Source organism: Aminicella lysinilytica, assembly GCF_004362975.1.
In the GTDB taxonomy this organism is placed as follows: Bacteria; Bacillota; Clostridia; order Peptostreptococcales; family Anaerovoracaceae; genus Aminicella; species Aminicella lysinilytica.
The window spans coordinates 1-17410 of record NZ_SNXO01000021.1; the positions used below are offsets into that span (position 1 = coordinate 1).

At 47.5% G+C, this 17410-nt stretch carries 18 protein-coding genes; 17 read left to right on the forward strand and 1 reads right to left on the reverse strand.

Annotation, left to right across the window (positions count from 1 at the left end; translation table 11 throughout):
- Window positions 1–142: 142 nt before the first annotated feature.
- Complete coding sequence (gdhA, locus tag EV211_RS06490; protein ID WP_133528615.1) at window positions 143–1489, reverse strand: NADP-specific glutamate dehydrogenase; 1347 nt, start codon at window positions 1487–1489, stop codon at window positions 143–145.
- Window positions 1490–1932: 443 nt separating this feature from the next.
- Between gdhA and mgtE the strand changes: the two genes are divergently transcribed.
- From mgtE to EV211_RS06575, 17 genes are all read left to right on the forward strand, one after another.
- Window positions 1933–3330, forward strand: coding sequence for a magnesium transporter (mgtE, locus tag EV211_RS06495; RefSeq protein ID WP_133528616.1), 1398 nt, complete (start codon window positions 1933–1935; stop codon window positions 3328–3330).
- A gap of 15 nt (window positions 3331–3345) precedes the next feature.
- The gene (locus EV211_RS06500) at window positions 3346–4215 is read left to right on the forward strand and encodes an NAD(P)H-hydrate dehydratase (RefSeq protein ID WP_133528617.1); all 870 of its coding nucleotides are present in this window, start codon (window positions 3346–3348) and stop codon (window positions 4213–4215) included.
- A gap of 16 nt (window positions 4216–4231) precedes the next feature.
- Window positions 4232–5059 (forward strand): transketolase, encoded by an 828-nt coding sequence (locus EV211_RS06505; RefSeq protein ID WP_133528618.1) that lies wholly within the window; start codon window positions 4232–4234, stop codon window positions 5057–5059.
- Window positions 5059–5988 carry a transketolase family protein gene (locus tag EV211_RS06510; RefSeq protein WP_133528619.1) on the forward strand — a complete coding sequence of 310 codons (930 nt, stop codon included), beginning with the start codon at window positions 5059–5061 and terminating at the stop codon, window positions 5986–5988. The genes EV211_RS06505 and EV211_RS06510 overlap by 1 nt, the downstream gene beginning before the upstream one ends.
- Window positions 5989–6900 carry a DMT family transporter gene (locus EV211_RS06515; protein WP_133528620.1) on the forward strand — a complete coding sequence of 304 codons (912 nt, stop codon included), beginning with the start codon at window positions 5989–5991 and terminating at the stop codon, window positions 6898–6900.
- The gene (gene ybaK, locus EV211_RS06520; protein ID WP_133528621.1) at window positions 6884–7372 is read left to right on the forward strand and encodes a Cys-tRNA(Pro) deacylase; all 489 of its coding nucleotides are present in this window, start codon (window positions 6884–6886) and stop codon (window positions 7370–7372) included. The genes EV211_RS06515 and ybaK overlap by 17 nt, the downstream gene beginning before the upstream one ends.
- Before the next feature lie 229 nt (window positions 7373–7601).
- On the forward strand, window positions 7602–8375 hold the full coding sequence (locus EV211_RS06525; RefSeq protein ID WP_133528622.1) for a hypothetical protein: 774 nt from the start codon (window positions 7602–7604) through the stop codon (window positions 8373–8375).
- Between the two features lie 98 nt (window positions 8376–8473).
- Window positions 8474–9190 (forward strand): cell division ATP-binding protein FtsE, encoded by a 717-nt coding sequence (gene ftsE / locus EV211_RS06530; RefSeq protein ID WP_133528623.1) that lies wholly within the window; start codon window positions 8474–8476, stop codon window positions 9188–9190.
- Window positions 9183–10073 carry a permease-like cell division protein FtsX gene (gene ftsX, locus EV211_RS06535; protein WP_133528624.1) on the forward strand — a complete coding sequence of 297 codons (891 nt, stop codon included), beginning with the start codon at window positions 9183–9185 and terminating at the stop codon, window positions 10071–10073. The genes ftsE and ftsX overlap by 8 nt, the downstream gene beginning before the upstream one ends.
- 15 nt (window positions 10074–10088) lie before the next feature.
- Window positions 10089–11108: a murein hydrolase activator EnvC family protein gene (locus EV211_RS10985; protein WP_133528625.1), complete on the forward strand. Its 1020-nt coding sequence runs from the start codon at window positions 10089–10091 to the stop codon at window positions 11106–11108.
- Between the two features lie 14 nt (window positions 11109–11122).
- Complete coding sequence (recJ, locus tag EV211_RS06545) at window positions 11123–12778, forward strand: single-stranded-DNA-specific exonuclease RecJ (protein ID WP_133528626.1); 1656 nt, start codon at window positions 11123–11125, stop codon at window positions 12776–12778.
- A gap of 7 nt (window positions 12779–12785) precedes the next feature.
- A complete protein-coding gene (locus EV211_RS06550; RefSeq protein ID WP_133528627.1) occupies window positions 12786–13958 on the forward strand; it encodes a S41 family peptidase in 1173 nt (390 codons plus the stop codon).
- A gap of 88 nt (window positions 13959–14046) precedes the next feature.
- Window positions 14047–14346: a YerC/YecD family TrpR-related protein gene (locus tag EV211_RS06555; protein WP_133528628.1), complete on the forward strand. Its 300-nt coding sequence runs from the start codon at window positions 14047–14049 to the stop codon at window positions 14344–14346.
- Window positions 14347–14806: 460 nt separating this feature from the next.
- Complete coding sequence (locus tag EV211_RS06560; protein WP_166635390.1) at window positions 14807–15349, forward strand: 4'-phosphopantetheinyl transferase family protein; 543 nt, start codon at window positions 14807–14809, stop codon at window positions 15347–15349.
- Window positions 15346–16179, forward strand: a complete 834-nt coding sequence (locus tag EV211_RS06565) for an MBL fold metallo-hydrolase (RefSeq protein ID WP_133528630.1) — start codon at window positions 15346–15348, stop codon at window positions 16177–16179. The genes EV211_RS06560 and EV211_RS06565 overlap by 4 nt, the downstream gene beginning before the upstream one ends.
- A complete protein-coding gene (locus tag EV211_RS06570; RefSeq protein ID WP_133528631.1) occupies window positions 16169–16648 on the forward strand; it encodes a regulatory protein RecX in 480 nt (159 codons plus the stop codon). The genes EV211_RS06565 and EV211_RS06570 overlap by 11 nt, the downstream gene beginning before the upstream one ends.
- Window positions 16635–17327 (forward strand): tRNA threonylcarbamoyladenosine dehydratase, encoded by a 693-nt coding sequence (locus EV211_RS06575; RefSeq protein WP_133528632.1) that lies wholly within the window; start codon window positions 16635–16637, stop codon window positions 17325–17327. The genes EV211_RS06570 and EV211_RS06575 overlap by 14 nt, the downstream gene beginning before the upstream one ends.
- Window positions 17328–17410 lie beyond the last annotated feature (83 nt).

A 17410-nucleotide genomic window follows, 5' to 3' on the forward strand; every position in this document is an offset into this window, starting at 1 on the left:
TGTGAAACTTGCAAGTCGCTTTGGGGTTCGTCGGCAACTACGCCCCACGTGGACTTTCACCACAGATTGACGGCATGCCCGTCATACTTAAAAAAAGAGGACCGCAAGCGGTCCTCTTCCTGTATTCTGGATAATGCAGTGTTTATACAATGCCCTGAAGCATCATAGCTTCTGCGACTCTTTCGAATCCTGCGATGTTAGCTCCTGCGATCAGGTTGTAACCTAAGTTGTACTTCTCGCAAGCATCAGCTGCTTCCTTATGGATGTTGACCATAATTCCCTCAAGCTGTTTGTAAACATCTTCCTTTGAGAACATGATGTGCTCAGCATTCTGGCTCATCTCCAAGCAAGAGCAAGCAACTCCGCCGGCATTTGCTGCCTTTGAAGGTCCTACTACTACGCCGTTCTCCTGCAAGTAAGCAATAGCCTCGTTAGTTGTAGGCATGTTAGCTCCTTCGCACAGATACTTACATCCGTTAGCAACCATATTCTTAGCATCCTCAAGACGGATATCGTTCTGAGTTGCACATGGCATGTAGATGTCAGCCTTAACTTCCCAAGGTTTCTTTCCTGGGAAGAACTTAGCGCCTTTGAACTTGTCAGCATAAGGTGCGCAAACGTTCTTGCCTGAATTTCTCAGCTCAAGAAGGTAATCTTCCTTTTCACCAGGTGTGATTCCATCCATATCAAGGATGTATCCGTCAGGTCCTGAAATTGTGATTGGTTTAGCGCCTAACTGGTTCAACTTCTGGATAGTTCCCCATGATACGTTACCGAATCCGGAAACTGCAACTGTCTTGCCCTTAAGGTCTTCGCCGCAATGTTTCAGCATCTCTCTTGCGAAGAATACGATACCATATCCGGTAGCTTCTGTTCTTCCAGCAAGTCCGCCATTAGCAGTACCTTTTCCTGTCCATGTACCGTCATAAGCGTTTGTGATCCTCTTATACTGACCCATCATGAATCCGATCTCTCTGCCGCCAACACCAAGGTCTCCAGCAGGAACGTCTGTGTTAGGTCCGATATGTCTGTAAAGCTCAGTAATGAATGACTGGCAGAATCTCATGATTTCTGCATCTGACTTTCCGTTAGGATCGAAGTCAGCTCCGCCTTTGCCACCGCCGATAGGAAGTCCTGTCAGGCTGTTCTTAAAGATCTGTTCAAATCCCAGGAACTTAAGGATTCCAGGATATACGCTCGGAGCGAATCTCAGACCACCTTTATAAGGTCCAAGAGCGCTGTTGAACTCAAATCTGTAACCTCTGTTAACCTGAACCTTGCCGTTGTCGTCAACCCAAGGTACTCTGAACTGTATGCCTCTTTCTGGCTCTATCAGTCTTTCAACAAGACCAGCCTCAACGTACTCAGGATGTGCCTCAAGTACCGGCTCGATAGAAGTCAGAACTTCTTCTACAGTCTGAAGAAACTCAGGTTCGCCAGGGTTCTTCTCCTTAGCGATATCAATGTACTTCTGAACTAAATTTCCCATTTTGATCTCCTCTTTTCTCTTACTAAATATTAGCTTCAAAATGCGTATACATTATCCGTAACTAATATTAAATATAACACTTTGATTTTTTATAGTCAATGATTTAGACGAATAAGAATGAGGATTCTGATGTTTTTATTTTGGAACATGGCTGGAGCCTGTTAAAGTGTTGAAATATTACGATGTATAGCCATTAAAAATGCCTGTTTTTTGTTGCCTTTGAACAAGTTTTAGAGTATAATTATTTATTAGCATCCAGTGCATATATTAGATGAAAGGAAGTGAAGACACATGGATAATGTTCCCGTGGATAAGCGTAGGGGCATAATACGACAACCTAAGAAGACTATCATGTCTTCACCCGGAAAATTTTTCAGATAGATGAGTCTGCCTGATCTTGTGTTTTCCGGGAAGGGAAAATACAGGAAAGGAAGTACAGACCAATGGATAACGCAATTCAGGACAAGGACCTGATGATGGATGAATCCATCGAGAAAATACTGGAACTTCTTGAGGAAAAGAAATACTTCAGCGCCAGAGATGAGCTTATGAAGTATAATGCTGCGGATATTGCTGAGATCATTGAGGAAATCACTGATGACAGCGAGATAAGAATGACAGTCATTCTGTTCCGTCTGCTGCCGAAAGATGTTCTGGTAGAAGCCTTTTCATATCTGCCATCTGATTTGCAGGTGGATATTGTCAACGAGATCACAGATAAGGAGATCAACTACATAATCCAGGAGTTGGATTTCGATGATAAGATCGACGTGCTGGAAGAACTGCCGGCAAATCTGGTCAATAAGATACTTGAAAAGACACCTAAGAACGAAAGAAAACAGATCAACACATTTTTAAACTATCCGGAAAACTGTGCAGGTAGCCTGATGACGCCTGAGTACATCAGCCTCCAGAAGGAATGGACAGTTGAGGACGCCTTGGAACACATCAAGGAAGTGGGCATGGACGCCGAGACCGTCTATACCTGCTACGTCAAGGATACAGGAAGAAAACTCATAGGGATAGTTTCCCTGAGCACTTTGGTCGTGACCGACAGCGACGTCAAGATCAAGGATATAATGAAAACAGAATACATATATGAAGATGTAGACAGAGACCAAGAGGAAGTCTCCGACGATTTCAAGAAGTACGGCTATCTGGCAATACCTGTTGTTGACAAGGAGCACAGACTCATAGGAATAATCACCGTCGATGATATCCTGGAAGTCATGGAAGACGAGGCTACAGAGGATATCGAGAGAATGAACGGAGTCATAGACTTCGAGAATTCCGACAAGGGTTATCTGGACATATCGGTATGGCACCACGCCCTTAACAGGCTGCCATGGCTCATAATCCTCATGATCGCGTACATTTTCACAGGAATGATAGTAACCAAATTCGAGAATTCCCTTTCGACTGTCATCTGTCTGGTAGCTTACATGCCGATGCTCATGGGCACCGGCGGCAATACCGGCTCACAGGCTGCAACACTGATAATCAGAGGACTTGCCACAGGCGAAGTGGAGACTGACGATGTGTGGAAGATCCTATGGAAAGAATTCCGCATAGGCATAATCATAGGCGTTATTCTGAGCATCTTGAATTTCGCCAGAGTCATCTTTATAGACGGCAACAGCGTCATGGTAGCCTGCACAGTCTGCGCCGCCATGCTGTTCATCGTGATTTTCGCCAAGATAATCGGAAGCATGATCCCGCTTATCGTTAAGAAGGCACATCTGGATCCGGCGCTTATCGCCAATCCGGCTATTTCTTCAGTATCCGATGCAGTGGCACTTTCCATATACTTCGGAATGGCTACATTGTTCCTGAATCTCTAGAAGGGGGCATTTGTAATGAATTTTAGTATTTCAGGGGATATCGACGCGCAGTTGATAGGCCGTTATATAACAAAAAGAAATTTGTTCATAAGCAAGAACGATTGCGGTCGTGTCCTGCTGGTTGCAGGAGGCGCCGGCATGACCGGTTCAGCCGTTTTAGGCGCAAAGGCTACTTTGCGGAGCGGCGTGGGCCTGGCCTATGTGTGCACGCCAAAGGGTAATTTTCAGGTCATACAGACTTGCGTGCCTGAGGCCATATGCGCTGAATGGAGCGCTGTGGCAGACCGTGATTACGATGCTGTGGCCTTCGGCCCGGGCATGGGAAAAAGCACCGCGACCAAACGCATGCTGAAGAACATACTTTTGAGCAATACATCTACCCTGATAATAGACGCTGACGGCCTTAATGTTCTGGCCGAAGACGATGAGCTGCAGAACTTTGCGGCTAATCATATGGGAGACCTGATCATAACGCCTCACCTGGGCGAGGCCAAGCGACTTTTGAACGCTGAACGCAACGGTAACCCCGACGGCCGCATGGAGATGGCCTTTGAGCTGGCTACCAAATTCAACGCCGTGGCGGTGCTCAAGGGCGCGGGCACTCTGGTTGCAGGCGATACGGGCGAAGTCGACGGCATGGAAATATGGCAGAACACCACGGGTAACCCGGGAATGGCAACTGCCGGCTCCGGAGACGTACTGACAGGAGTGATCCTGGCCCTGGCAGGTCAGGGACTTTCGGGACTGGACGCAGCCAGAGCGGGTGTGTACATCCACGGCCTGGCCGGAGATCTGGCTTGCAGAGACAAAGGCGAGTATGGTATGATAGCAGGCGATATAGCCGAGGAAATCCCATACGCTATTAAATCAATAATTGCAGAATAAGTTGAAAGAGGTACTAATGAAAAGGAAAAACAGCGAATACTATGAATCCATCGCAAGACGGATCAAAGTCGATGTGATCAAGGCCATATACAATGCCGGTTCGGGACATCCGGGCGGATCTTTGTCGGTGACGGACATTATTACGGCCCTGTATTTCGGCGAGATGAACATAGACCCACATAGACCGCAGATGAAAGACAGGGATAGATTTGTTCTATCCAAGGGCCACGCAGTGCCGGCTCAATACGCCGCCTTGGGCGAGAGAGGCTACTACGCCGTAGAGGATATAATGACTCTGCGCAAGCTTGGCAGCGATTTTCAAGGCCATGGCAACATGCATTACGTACCGGGTATAGAAATGTCCACGGGATCCCTGGGACAGGGGTTTTCGGCCAGCGTTGGAATGGCACTTGCCGGCAAAATGGACAAAAGTCCTGGCAGAGTGTATGTGGTTCTGGGCGATGGCGAACTTCAGGAAGGTATCGTCTGGGAAGCAGCTATGTCGGCTGCCCACTACGGACTGGACAACCTGACGGCTTTTGTTGACTGGAACGGTCTGCAGATAGACGGAGAAAACGACAAGGTCATGACCGTAAGGCCAATAGATGAGAAATTCAGAGCATTCGGCTGGAATGCCATGGTAATAGACGGACATGATTTCGATGAAATATTCAAGGCAATAGATGAAGCCAAGGCCAATGAGGGCAAGCCTACTGTCATCGTCTGCAAGACTCATAAGGGAAAAGGAGTTTCCTTTATGGAGGATCAGGCAGGATGGCATGGCAAGGCTCCTGACGAAGAACAGGCTAAGAAGGCTGTAGCAGAACTGGGAGGTGAGTGGTAATGGCAGATAAAGTAGCAACTAGAGCCGCTTACGGCGAGTTCCTGGTAGAAGAAGGAAAAACAAATAAAGACCTGGTAGTTCTCGATGCGGACCTTTCCGGATCCACCAAGACATCAGGCTTTGCGAAAGCATATCCGGACAGATTTTTCGACTTCGGCATTGCCGAGCAGAATATGATGGGAGCCGCAGCGGGACTGGCCCTTTCCGGCAAGACAGTCTGCGCTTCGACCTTCGCCATGTTCGCCAGCGGCAGAGCCTTCGAGATAATCAGAAATTCCATAGGTTACACAGGTGCCAATGTGAAGGTCTGCGCCACTCATGCGGGCATAACCGTAGGCGAAGACGGAGCAAGCCATCAGACCTTCGAGGATCTGGCTCTTATGAGGACGATCCCGGGAATGACAGTGGTAAACCCGTCCGACGGAAGCAGCGCCAAACTGCTTTTGAAACAGGTGGTGGACATGCAGGGACCTGCTTATGTAAGGCTTGGAAGAGCTGCAGTACCGCAGTTCTACGATATGACGGCAGACATTAAACTTGGCAAAGGAAATCTCCTGCGCCCGGGCAAAGATGTGACTGTGATAGCTACGGGGATCCTGGTGTCGTCGGCTATGGAGGCTGCCTCCGAGCTGGCTGAAGAAGGTATAGATGTGAGAGTAATAGATATGCACACTATCAAGCCTTTGGATGAAGAAATCATCATCAAGGCAGCCAGTGAGACAGGGAAAATAGTTACTGCAGAGGAACACTCGATCATAGGTGGACTTGGCGGAGCTGTGGCAGAAGTAGTTACAAGGGAATGCCCTGTAAAGATGGCCATGGTAGGTCAGCATGACACCTTCGGCGAATCCGGAAAGCCTGATGAACTGAGAGAAAAATACGGAATGACAGCGGCGGATATAGTCAACGCCGTCAGAGGATTATACTAAATGAAATCACAGCGTAGCGTAGGCTATCAGATGGTATTTATGGCAGGAGCTCTATGGGGAACTATAGGGTTCTTTGTCAACATACTAAGTAGTATGGGTGTCGATCCCCTGGTGATCCCTTTCCTGAGAATATTCACAGGAGCAGTGCTACTGGTTCCAATAACCCTGTTCACAGGCGGGAAAGACGCATTTAAAATCGATAAAAAAGGCATAATTTACTGCATCGCCCTGGGAATATTCTGCCAGGCCCTGTTCAATTTGTCATACACAGAGTCCATTAAAAACATTGGCGTGTCCACGGGGGCCGTGCTCCTGTATACATCGCCTATTTTTGCCTGCATAATGTCCAGAATAGTTTTCAAGGAGACCATCGGAGCACAAAAAGTACTGGCACTGCTGGTAAACATCGTCGGCTGCACGCTGACTGTCACCGGCGGGGATTTCTCAGCCATTAGTTTTTCCGTGTTCGGTCTGGTAATGGGCATATCGGCCGGCTTCCTCTATGCGCTTATGACTATAATCAGCAAAGGCGCCACGGCAGATTACAATCCTATAACCATATCATTCTACAGTTTCATATTCGGTTCCATCGGACTGGCCATATTCACTCAGCCATGGGTGAATCTGAGCAATGTATTCAGCTGGAAACTGCTGATCGTGATCCTAGGATACGGCCTTATACCGACAGTTGGCTCATACCTGCTGTATCTGGGAGGCCTCAGCAAAAAACTGGAAGCATCCCGCGTGCCGGTCATCGCTTCAGTTGAGACTGTAGTTGCAGCCCTCATAGGAATACTTATGTTCCACGAAGCCGGCAACGTCATTAAGGTCCTGGGTATCTGCCTGGTCGTAGGCTCCATAGCCATAATGAATATGGGAGCTACAGGAGGCAACAATGAGCAAAAAGAATAAAGAAAATAAGACCAACGCTATTCGCATAGCCGAGGCCCATGGAATAGATTATGAAATAAGGACTTACGATGCGTCCCGTGGCTTTGTCAGCGGTGTGGACGCTGCTCATGAAACTGGCATTGAAGAGGCTAGGTGTTTCAAGACTCTAGTCCTTGTGGGTCACAGCCGCGAGAATTATGTCTGCGTCATTCCCGTAGCCCGGGAGCTTGACCTGAAGAAGGCCGCGGCGCACTTCGGCGAGAAGAACGTGGAAATGATCCACGCAAAGGATATAACCAGGACCACCGGATACATTAAAGGCGGCTGCTCGCCTATAGGTATGAAGAAGCAGTTCGTCACGGCCATAGATTCTACGGCAAAGGATTTTGCCACTGTAGGCATCAGCGGCGGCAAAGTGGGATTGCAGATGGAACTTGATCCTGAGAAGCTGGCTGAGCTGGTAGGTGCGGGCTTCTGTGATCTGACAAAATAAACATTGATAAGCAAAAGGGGCCGTCCCATTAACGAATTCCTTATCCGTTAATGGGACGGCCCCTTTTAGAGTGTTTATCAGTCATTGAAATCCGAGGATTTCAAGGGACTGCAACAATGTGTACTCCCTAATTATATACTATACTATGTAAAAAATAAACAAAAAAATAAAAGCACTTGAATTATCTGTAAATAAATGGTAATATGTGGTAAAGAAAGGTGCGTGGGGGATGGACAGATTATTCATAAGAGAGAACCATGAGAAGGCCAAAGAGCCGAGACAGATAAATATAGGAGTTACCGGCCTCGGCCGCAGCGTCGGCACAACGCTTGCCGCATCATCCCTTGCTTTGTACCTGGCGGAAGCCGGTTACAGCGTGACATTTACACAATGCGGAGACCCAGAGAAAACCAACGGCCTGCTTTTTGTGGCAGCTGCCATAGACAAGAGGTTTTACGGCCGGGAATTCACTGACTTCTATGGGGAAATAGCCGCAGGCAGGACCATAAGGAACCGCAGGAACATGGAAATGGGCGTCAATTGGAGACTTATGACGCCGACTGATGTGGACAGGAAAGTTAGATTGGACGAAGCCCAGAAAACCAGGTTGATGGCCGGCACAGGAGACGATGTCTGTGTCTTCGACATAGAGCCCGGTAGCGGATATGAGGAATTTCTGGTAGATATGGATGTGATCGTGGCTGTAGTGGATCCACTGCCTTCACGTATGACGGCGGATACAGAGGCATTCAGAAAACTGCTGGCCATGGAAGGCAGCGGGAACTTCAAATTCATCTGGCTGGTCAGCGGGGTCAACAGCGGCGTCAGCAAACGGCAGGTCAGGAACTTCATAAGAAGTAATGAAATCAGTTGGGTCGACAGAGTACCTGACGAGGTCATTTATCGTAATGAATACAGGTGCAGGTTCCAATGGGAGGACGAGACTGTAAAGACTATATTCAGCGATGTTTTCACTAAAGTTTCACATTATATAGGCAATTAAAGGAGCCTAGGGTGTTTCCAAAAGTGGAAAACTATGGTATAATCTACAAAGTTATTAAGAAAAATTAAGACTTTGAATTTAATTGGCAAGGGGAAATAATGATAACATTTACCGACGTTACAAAGATGTATGGCGATAACGTAGGACTGGAAAATGCCAGTGTTGATATAGATAAGGGAGATTTCGTATTTTTAGTGGGCCCCAGCGGCGCAGGCAAGTCTACCTTTATCAAACTGATTTTGAAAGAAATAGATGCCGATTCCGGCAGTATCAGGATAGGCGATTATGAAGTCACGCAGCTAAGCAACCGAGAGGTACCGCAGCTGCGCAGGAAGATCGGAATAGTATTTCAGGACTTCAGACTTCTGCCTAAGAAGACAGTCTACGAGAATGTCGCCTTTGCTATGGAAATACTCCATAGAAGCAAGAGACAGATAAGAAAGAGAGTGCCGCAGATATTAAGTCTGGTGGGCATTTCTGATAAAGCAGACAGATATCCTCAGGAACTGTCGGCAGGAGAACAGCAGAGAGTTGCTATTGCCAGGGCTATAATCAACAACCCTAAGGTACTTATAGCAGATGAGCCTACGGGCAATCTGGATCCGGATACCGCAAGCGGCATCATGGAACTGCTGGATCAGATAAATATGACGGGGACCACGATTCTGATGGTCACCCATGCTAAAGATATAGTTGACAGGATGCATAAGCGCGTTGTCGCCATTGAATCCGGTCATATAGTCAGAGACGAATTCGGACAGTACGGCTATGAAGAAGCAGGCGATCAGAGGGAGGAGGTCTTTGACGATGAATAGTTTTACCTATAACATCAAACAGGCTTTCCAGCAGATAGGCAGGAATAAAGGCATGAGCTTCGCTTCAGTCTTTGCCATCATCGCTATGATGATGATCTTGGGATTATTCTTCGTTGTGTCAGTCAATGTTAACCTTTTCACTGAAATGGTCAAGCAGGACTACGACAGCGTGGAAGTGTATTTGCAGGACAGCACAGACACGGCTCAGGCCCAGACAATAATGAATAAACTGGAAACAGTAAAGGGCGTTGACAAGGTCACTTACAGGACCAAAGACGAAGCCCTGAATATAATGAAGGAAAGATGGGGAGACAGCGGATATCTGCTGGATTCCCTTGGAGATAATCCATTGCCAAACTCCATACTTGTTAAAGTCAGCAGCGTTAAAGGCGCTGATCGAGTCAATACTTTGGCGGCGAAACTGGATGGTGTGGAGAGCACCAAGTACTATAAAGAAACAGTGGATAAGCTGACTAAGGTCACTAATTTCATGCAGGCGGCAGCCATAGTGATCATGATATTCCTCATAGTGGTTTCAGTAGTGGTCGTATCGAATACCATTAAGCTTACGGTATTTGCCAGGGCCCGGGAAATATCCATTATGAAGTACGTGGGCGCGACCAACTGGTTTGTGAGAGGTCCCTTCCTTGTGGAAGGTATACTGATAGGAATATTTTCATCCCTGGTTTCGGCGGGGATAACATACTTGATATACAGCAGGATAGTAGCCACTATCGGAACTAAGGTCATGACCATATTGTCATCGCCTCTGGTGCCGGCAGGGTATCTGTCATTGAATCTTATAATCATATTCCTGGCTATGGGAATAAGTATAGGAGCATGTGGCAGTGTGATTTCCATGAGGAAATTCCTGGACAAATAAAGGGGGAGGTCAATAATGAGAAAGAAAATACTTGTGGTAGGTCTGATCGTAACTCTGGTAATGTGTTTCAGCCCATTATCATTTGCGGCGTCTACGCAGGATAAACTGAATTCTGTACAGAATCAGAAGGATGACATATCGGGGGATCTTGATTCTCTGTCTTCAGAGATAAAGACTCAGCAGGCATCCATCGATAAACTTCAGAAAACCATCGATGCTAAAGCTTCGGCTCTGGCAAAGACACAGGCTAAACTGGATTCCACCAAGAAGCAGATCAGTTCCAGAAAGGATGGCCTGGAGAAGAGACTCCGCGCCATGTATAAGAATGGTTCTATCGGATATCTGGATATAATCCTCAGTTCACAGAATGTCAGCGACCTGATTTCCAACCTGGAAATGGTGCAGAAGATATATAAGAACGATCAGGACACCCTGACGACATTGAAGACTCAGAAGAAGAAAATAGAGTCTCAGGAAACTCAGCTGGCTTCAGAGAAGAAAGCGTTGGATGCTCAGCAGTCTAAGCTGACAAGCAAGAAGACGACTATGCTGGCTTCCAAGAGTAAACTGACGGCCAAGCTAAATCAGCTCAAGCAGACAGAGAACAAACTCAAGGCTGCTATCAGCGCAAGCTCCGGCAGCAACGGCGGTAGCTATGGCGGCGGAGTATTCTGCTGGCCTACTACATCTCATACGATAACTGCGCAATTCGGCGAGAAACGTTCCTACGAAACTCATCCGGGAATAGATATCGGCGTAGCATCCGGTTCCCCTACATATGCGGCGGCCAGCGGTACAGTAGTCATAGCGGGATGGTACGGCGGCTACGGTAAATGCGTGGGCATAAACCACGGCGGCGGCCTGACCACTATTTATGGACATAACAGCAGCATACTCGTTAGCGTTGGACAACATGTAAGTAAAGGCCAGGTAGTGGCTCGTACCGGTTCCACCGGTTGGAGCACAGGCCCTCATCTGCATTTCGAGGTCAGGAAGAACGGCACGCCGGTCAGCCCATGGTCTTACTTAAATTAAAAGGTCAGCATTAGATGGAATTAAAGCAAAAATTTGTAGAATTACTGAATAAGAGAGGCATCACGTCGGAAGAAGATATAAGGGAATATCTTTCCGATAAACCTCAGAAAACATACGATCCATTCCTGCTTCTTAACATGGAAGCAGGAGTGGATTTAATATTGTCTGCCATTGAGGCTGATGAGAAGATCTGCATTTACGGAGATTACGATGCCGATGGCATCACTTCTACTGTCATAATGCTGGAGGTTCTGGGCAATCTGACCAAGAGACTTATGTACTACATACCTTCTCGTTTCGATGAGGGTTACGGTATGAACCGGGCAGCCGTGGAAAAGATCCATGACAAAGGCGTGGATCTTATCATTACCGTGGACTGCGGCAGTGTATCCTGCGATGAAGTGGACTATGCCAGATCCCTCGGCATGGAAGTCCTCGTAACGGATCATCATACTATTACAGATAAAAAGGCCTCAGGCCTTGTTATAAATCCTACCCAGAAGGAATGTCCGTATCCGTTTAAATATCTGGCAGGCTGCGGAGTGGCCTTCAAGGTCGCTCAGGCTATAGTGGCTGAAACCGGCCTCCCGAAGAGTATCCTCACCAGGACATTGGATCTGGTGGGCATCGGCACTATAGGCGACATCGTACCTTTGGTAGGCGAGAACAGGACCCTTGCCAAATATGGCCTGCGGGCCATCAATACATCAGCCAGGGAAAACCTTGGAGCCCTGATCGAAGCAACAGGCCTGCATCCGGGGCATATAACGGCGGAAAATGTTTCTTTTGTTATAGTCCCGCATCTTAACGCTGCCGGCAGAATGGACCACGCTTCCAAAGCTGTGGAAATGCTAATGGAGAAAGATCAAGCCCGGGTCAGAGAGCTGGCCATGGAACTGTCACGCTGCAACAGCGAGAGGAAGCATGTGCAGGAAGGCATCTATAAAGAATGCACAGCCATAATAGATGAAAAATTCAAAGATTCAAAATTTCTGGTCATAGATCTGCCGGATGCTCATGAGGGAGTAACAGGTATCGTGGCCGGTAAAATCAAGGACAGATATTACAGACCTGCTATTATAGTCACTCCTACAGGAGACGGATGTTTAAAAGGTACAGGAAGAAGTATTGACGGCGTCAATATTTATGATATGCTTAAAGACAATGAAGACCTGTTTCTGCGTTTCGGCGGTCATGCGGCTGCCTGCGGATTCACTATGAAGGAAGAAAATCTGCTGAAACTGAGAGATAATCTGAATGATGCCGCCGGGAGAATATATGAAGAGAGACCGGAAACATTTGACAGGGATCTCAGCCCGGAACTCAGACTTGAACCGGCAGATATAGATCTGGAGCTTATGAGCGACTTTGACAAACTGGAGCCTTGTGGTTGCGCCAACACCAAACCACTGGTGGCAGTAAGCGGAAATGTAGCCAATTACTCCAGAATGGGAAATCAAAACCAGTATATGAGATTAACTTTAAGAATGGATGGCGGTATTACGCTGCCATGTGTGGATTTCAGGAATGCGGATAGCCTGGAAACCATGATACAGGCGGAACCTGATGAAGTTTTCGATTTCATGGGTTATCTGAGCGCCAGAACATGGAAGGAAAACACCACCATACAGATGACCGTAGAAGACGCACAGGTGAGTTTGAAAGATTGAGGATCGTATGATAAAAATCAAGAAAAGCAGATTCGTGGCCATAATAGCCGCGGTGATCATAGGAACACTTCTGGTGGCTACTGCGGGATTTTTTGCAGTAGCAAAAATCAATGACTTTACCGTAGTCAAAGCTTCCAGTTATGAGAAGATGAAGACTATATCCAAGGACTATTCCAAGTTGTACGCCCTGCAGACGGAGATCAATGATAACGGTCTGTGGAAGGTAAGCAAGGCCAAGCAGATGAACGCCATATACAAGGGACTTTTCAACAGTCTTGATGATCAGTATTCCACATATATGACCAAGTCGGAAGCAGAAGAATGGAACAGTTATGTCAACGGTACTTTCTACGGCATAGGCATAAGCTATGAAAAATACGGCAAGAACAAATACATAATCAGAAAGGTGTTCTCTGACAGCCCGGCTCAGTCGGCCGGACTAAAGAGGGGCGATGTGATCCTGAAGGTCAACGGCAAGGTTTACACTGATGTGAACAAAGTCAAGAGCGCCATGAGGGGCAAGGAAGGCTCCAAGGTAAAGGTTACTTATTCGCGCAAAAGTGCGACTAAGACTGTTACAATGACAAGGGCTGAGATCACGGAGGATTCCGTATTCAGTTCCGTGCTCAAAGGGAATATCGGATACATCTGGATATCGTCATTCTCTGAAAACACCGCAGATGAATTCAAGACAGAACTCAAGTCCATGGAAAATAAAAACGTCAAGGGACTTGTCATAGATATCAGACAGAACGGAGGCGGATATACTCAGCAGGGTATCAAGATCGCCGATATGCTTCTGCCGGAATGCACCATAACCTACGTGAAGGACAGGGACGGCAAGAAGACATATTACAACTCCAAGGAGAGCTGTACCAAACTCAAGTATGTGCTGCTGGTAGATAAGAACACAGCCAGCACATCGGAGATACTGGCGTCGGCCATTAAGGACAACAAGGGCGGCAAGCTGGTAGGTACGACTACCTTCGGCAAGGGAATAATACAGGAAGAGTATACCTTCAAGGATGGATCTGCTTTCAAGCTGACTATCCAGCAGTATTTCTCGCCTGATGGACATAAGATACACAAGATCGGAGTCAAACCTGATTATCAGGTGAAACTGAAGAGTGGATCAACAACAGATTATCAGTTGAAGAAGGCTATTCAGCTGTTGAAGTAAGGTGAATTAAAGACGTGGCTTATTGACTTTAACGCGTAAAAGTGATATACTTTCACTTTAGTAAAGGGTAAAGAAAGGAGTCACAGAAATGGCATATGAATCAAAGTTTAAGCGTGACGATATTGATGAGCTTTTCGACGCGGTATTGACATTGAAAGACAGAGAAGACTGCTATAGATTTTTTGAAGATATCTGCACGATCAATGAAATACACGCAATAGCTCAGAGACTTCAGGTAGCCAAGCTACTGTCACAGAAGAGGACCTACAGTGAAATCGAAGAGGTGACCAAGGCTTCTACTGCGACTATCAGCAGAATCAATAAATGCCTGGTTTACGGAGCTGACGGATATCAGCGAGTCCTTGACAGACTGGCAAACCAGAAATAGAAACCGAGAAAGTTTGAGCTGTTGTTTTCACAACAGCTCTTTTTAAACCGCACATTTCATACTACACCGGTAAAGGCACGACAGTTGAATTGTCAGTGCCTCTGAAATTGCGGTTTATGTAAAAAATACCATTGGCGGGCTGTGACACGCGGGGCGGCGATTCCGCAGGAACGAGTACAGTCACTGACGATGGGAGCAACAAGGGCAGTTAAACGCGCTGTGCTGTCTGAAGTCGAAATGCATGATGGCATGGTCATTAGCATGTTCACATACTAATGACCGCGTCATCATGCAAAAGCATCGACGATGCTTTAAAACATTTCGACAAGTTCACAGCGCGTTCTGCTCTTGGCGAGCAAGGAAACAGTGACTGTTCGTGACGAGGACAAGCAGTCCCCGTGTGTCACAGCCCGCCAATGAGTAATATTAAAATATGATACCGCAATTTCAGGAGGTACTGATGGATTCAATTTACATTTATGATGGCCAGTTCGCCACCGGCGATGCCGGCTTCGACATGATCAGAAGCGCTGCAGCCAGACACTGCGCAGAAAACGGCATTGAATTCGACTACGATAGATCCGAAATCACCAGAGACGAGAAAGGCAAGCCCTACTTCGTCGACATGGATCTGGAGTTTTCTCTTTCCCACACAGGCAAGATGTGGATGTGCATGTTTTCTGACAGACCCTGTGGACTTGACATACAGGAAATGAGAAAATGCGATCACGAGGCCATATCCCAAAGATACTATCTTGACGACGAGCAGCAATATGTGAGTGAAAATGGCTTGGATGGTTTCTTCCATATATGGGTTAGAAAAGAGGCCTACTGCAAGATGACCGGCGAGGGTATGTTCGGCAATATGCCGTCGGTAATGGAAGACTCGGGCACATTTGACGGCAAGGATTACTGCTTCAGAGAGATAGAGATTTCGGACAGTATGAAATGCGCCATATGCAGCGAAGATGCCAGAGACTATGAAATGAGGATATTAGGATGATAAAGTTTACTTTTTTGTCGGAAAACAAGACGGACGACCCGGCCTGCGACGCAGAGTTCGGCCTGTCCGTATACATAGAGACACCTGCTATGAACATTTTGTTCGATACGGGCGCCTCCGATCTCTTTGAGAAAAATGCCCGCAGAAAGCACGTTGACCTGGAAGACGTAGACGCCTGCGTCATCAGTCACGGCCATTACGACCACACCGGCGGCGTACCCAGGTTCACCGTCCTGAACGATAAAGCTCAGGTGTACATCCATAAGAACGCCTTCAGGGAAACCTACGGCACCACCAGGGGCAAGATGGACAAACATCCATGCAGCATTTTGTGGACCGAGGAGGAAAAAGAACATGTCAGGACTAGACTGACACTGACAGACGGGCCATGCTGGCTGACTGACGATATAGTCGTGTCCGGGACCATACCTGATGTGCCGGGCAGTGCGCCTACGGAGAAATTCTATATCAAGGATATCGACGGCGTTCTGAACCCTGATCCCATGGATCACGAACAGTTCCTGGCCATCAGAAACGGCAGCGAGGGGGTTTTCGTGTTTTCCGGCTGCAGCCACAAAGGTGTCATAGCGGCTCTTGATTATGCGAAAAAGTTATTCCCTGGAGAGCGCATCGCAGGTCTCATAGCAGGCATGCATCTTTTCGGCGCCACAGACGAAGTGAGACGGGAAGTCGTTGACAAGGTCATGGCCGAAGATCCGGATATGGTAGCGCCTGTCCACTGCACGGGCATAGACGCCATCATCATGCTGAAGGAGCGCTTAGGCGACCGGTGCATAGTGCCATCGGCAGGGAGCAGCTATGAATATTGAAGATACTGCCGCCAGGAAGCTTACGGAGCGGAGCATGTCAGTGGTGGAACTGACCAACTACCTGGCTAAGAAAGGCTTTCCGCAGGAAGACGTCAGCAGAGTTATCGCTATGCTTAAGGAAGACGGCTATCTTAACGACAGCCGTTTTTGCAGGGAGTACTTCGAGTACGCATTCGGCAGGAACAAAGGTAAGCGCAGGGCTTTTGCCGAGCTTCGCAAGAAGGGCGTCGATGCCGACGTTATGGAGAATGCTTTCGATGATTACGAGGCTGAGGACGACGTGGATTTCAGCGAAGAGCGTATGGCCAGGGCTGAGGCTGCCAAGATACTTCGCATGGCTGATCTGACCTGGGATGATCCCGTGTCGGAAAAGATCCGCGGGCGCATAGCCAGAAAACTGGACAGTTACGGATATTCGTCGACTGTCATTTATGAAATACTAGGAGAACTTAAATATGAGCTTCGATGAAAGAACCAGATTACTTATAGGCGATGAGGGTGTTGACAGGCTGGCAGGAGCCAGGATACTGGTTTTCGGCTTAGGCGGCGTGGGCGGATACGTCTGCGAGGCCCTGGCCAGAGCAGGAGTCGGCGCCCTTGATATAGTAGATAATGATGAAATCGACGAGACTAATATAAATCGTCAGATCATAGCCACAAGGGACACCATAGGCAGGGAGAAAATAAGAGTTATGATGAACAGGATAAGGTCCATAAATCCCAATTGCAAATTAACCGGATACGATTGTTTCTATCTGCCGGATGATGATTCTGCCGGACTTTTCGATTTCAGCAATTTCGACTATGTGGTAGACGCCATCGATACTGTGGCCGCCAAGGTGGACATCATCGCCCGTTGCAAAGATGCAGGGACGCCGGTGATCTCAGCCATGGGCACCGGGAACAAAATGGATGCCGGCCGGTTTCAGATCGCGGACATTTCCAAGACCAGCGTCTGCCCTTTGGCGAGAGTCATGCGCAAGGAGCTTCGCGACCGCGGGATCACTGATGTGAAAGTTTTGTTCTCTAAAGAAGAGCCGGTAAAGACCGGCCAGAGGACCCCCGGAAGCATTAGCTACGTTCCGCCTGTAGCGGGATTGCTTATGGCCGGACAGGTAATAAGGGATATTTTGAACGAAAAACACTAAAAAACACCGTTTGAATTGCCATTATTTACAGAATCAACATAAAACCGTACTATAATGGACTAGTGCCTGTGAAGAAGGGCACC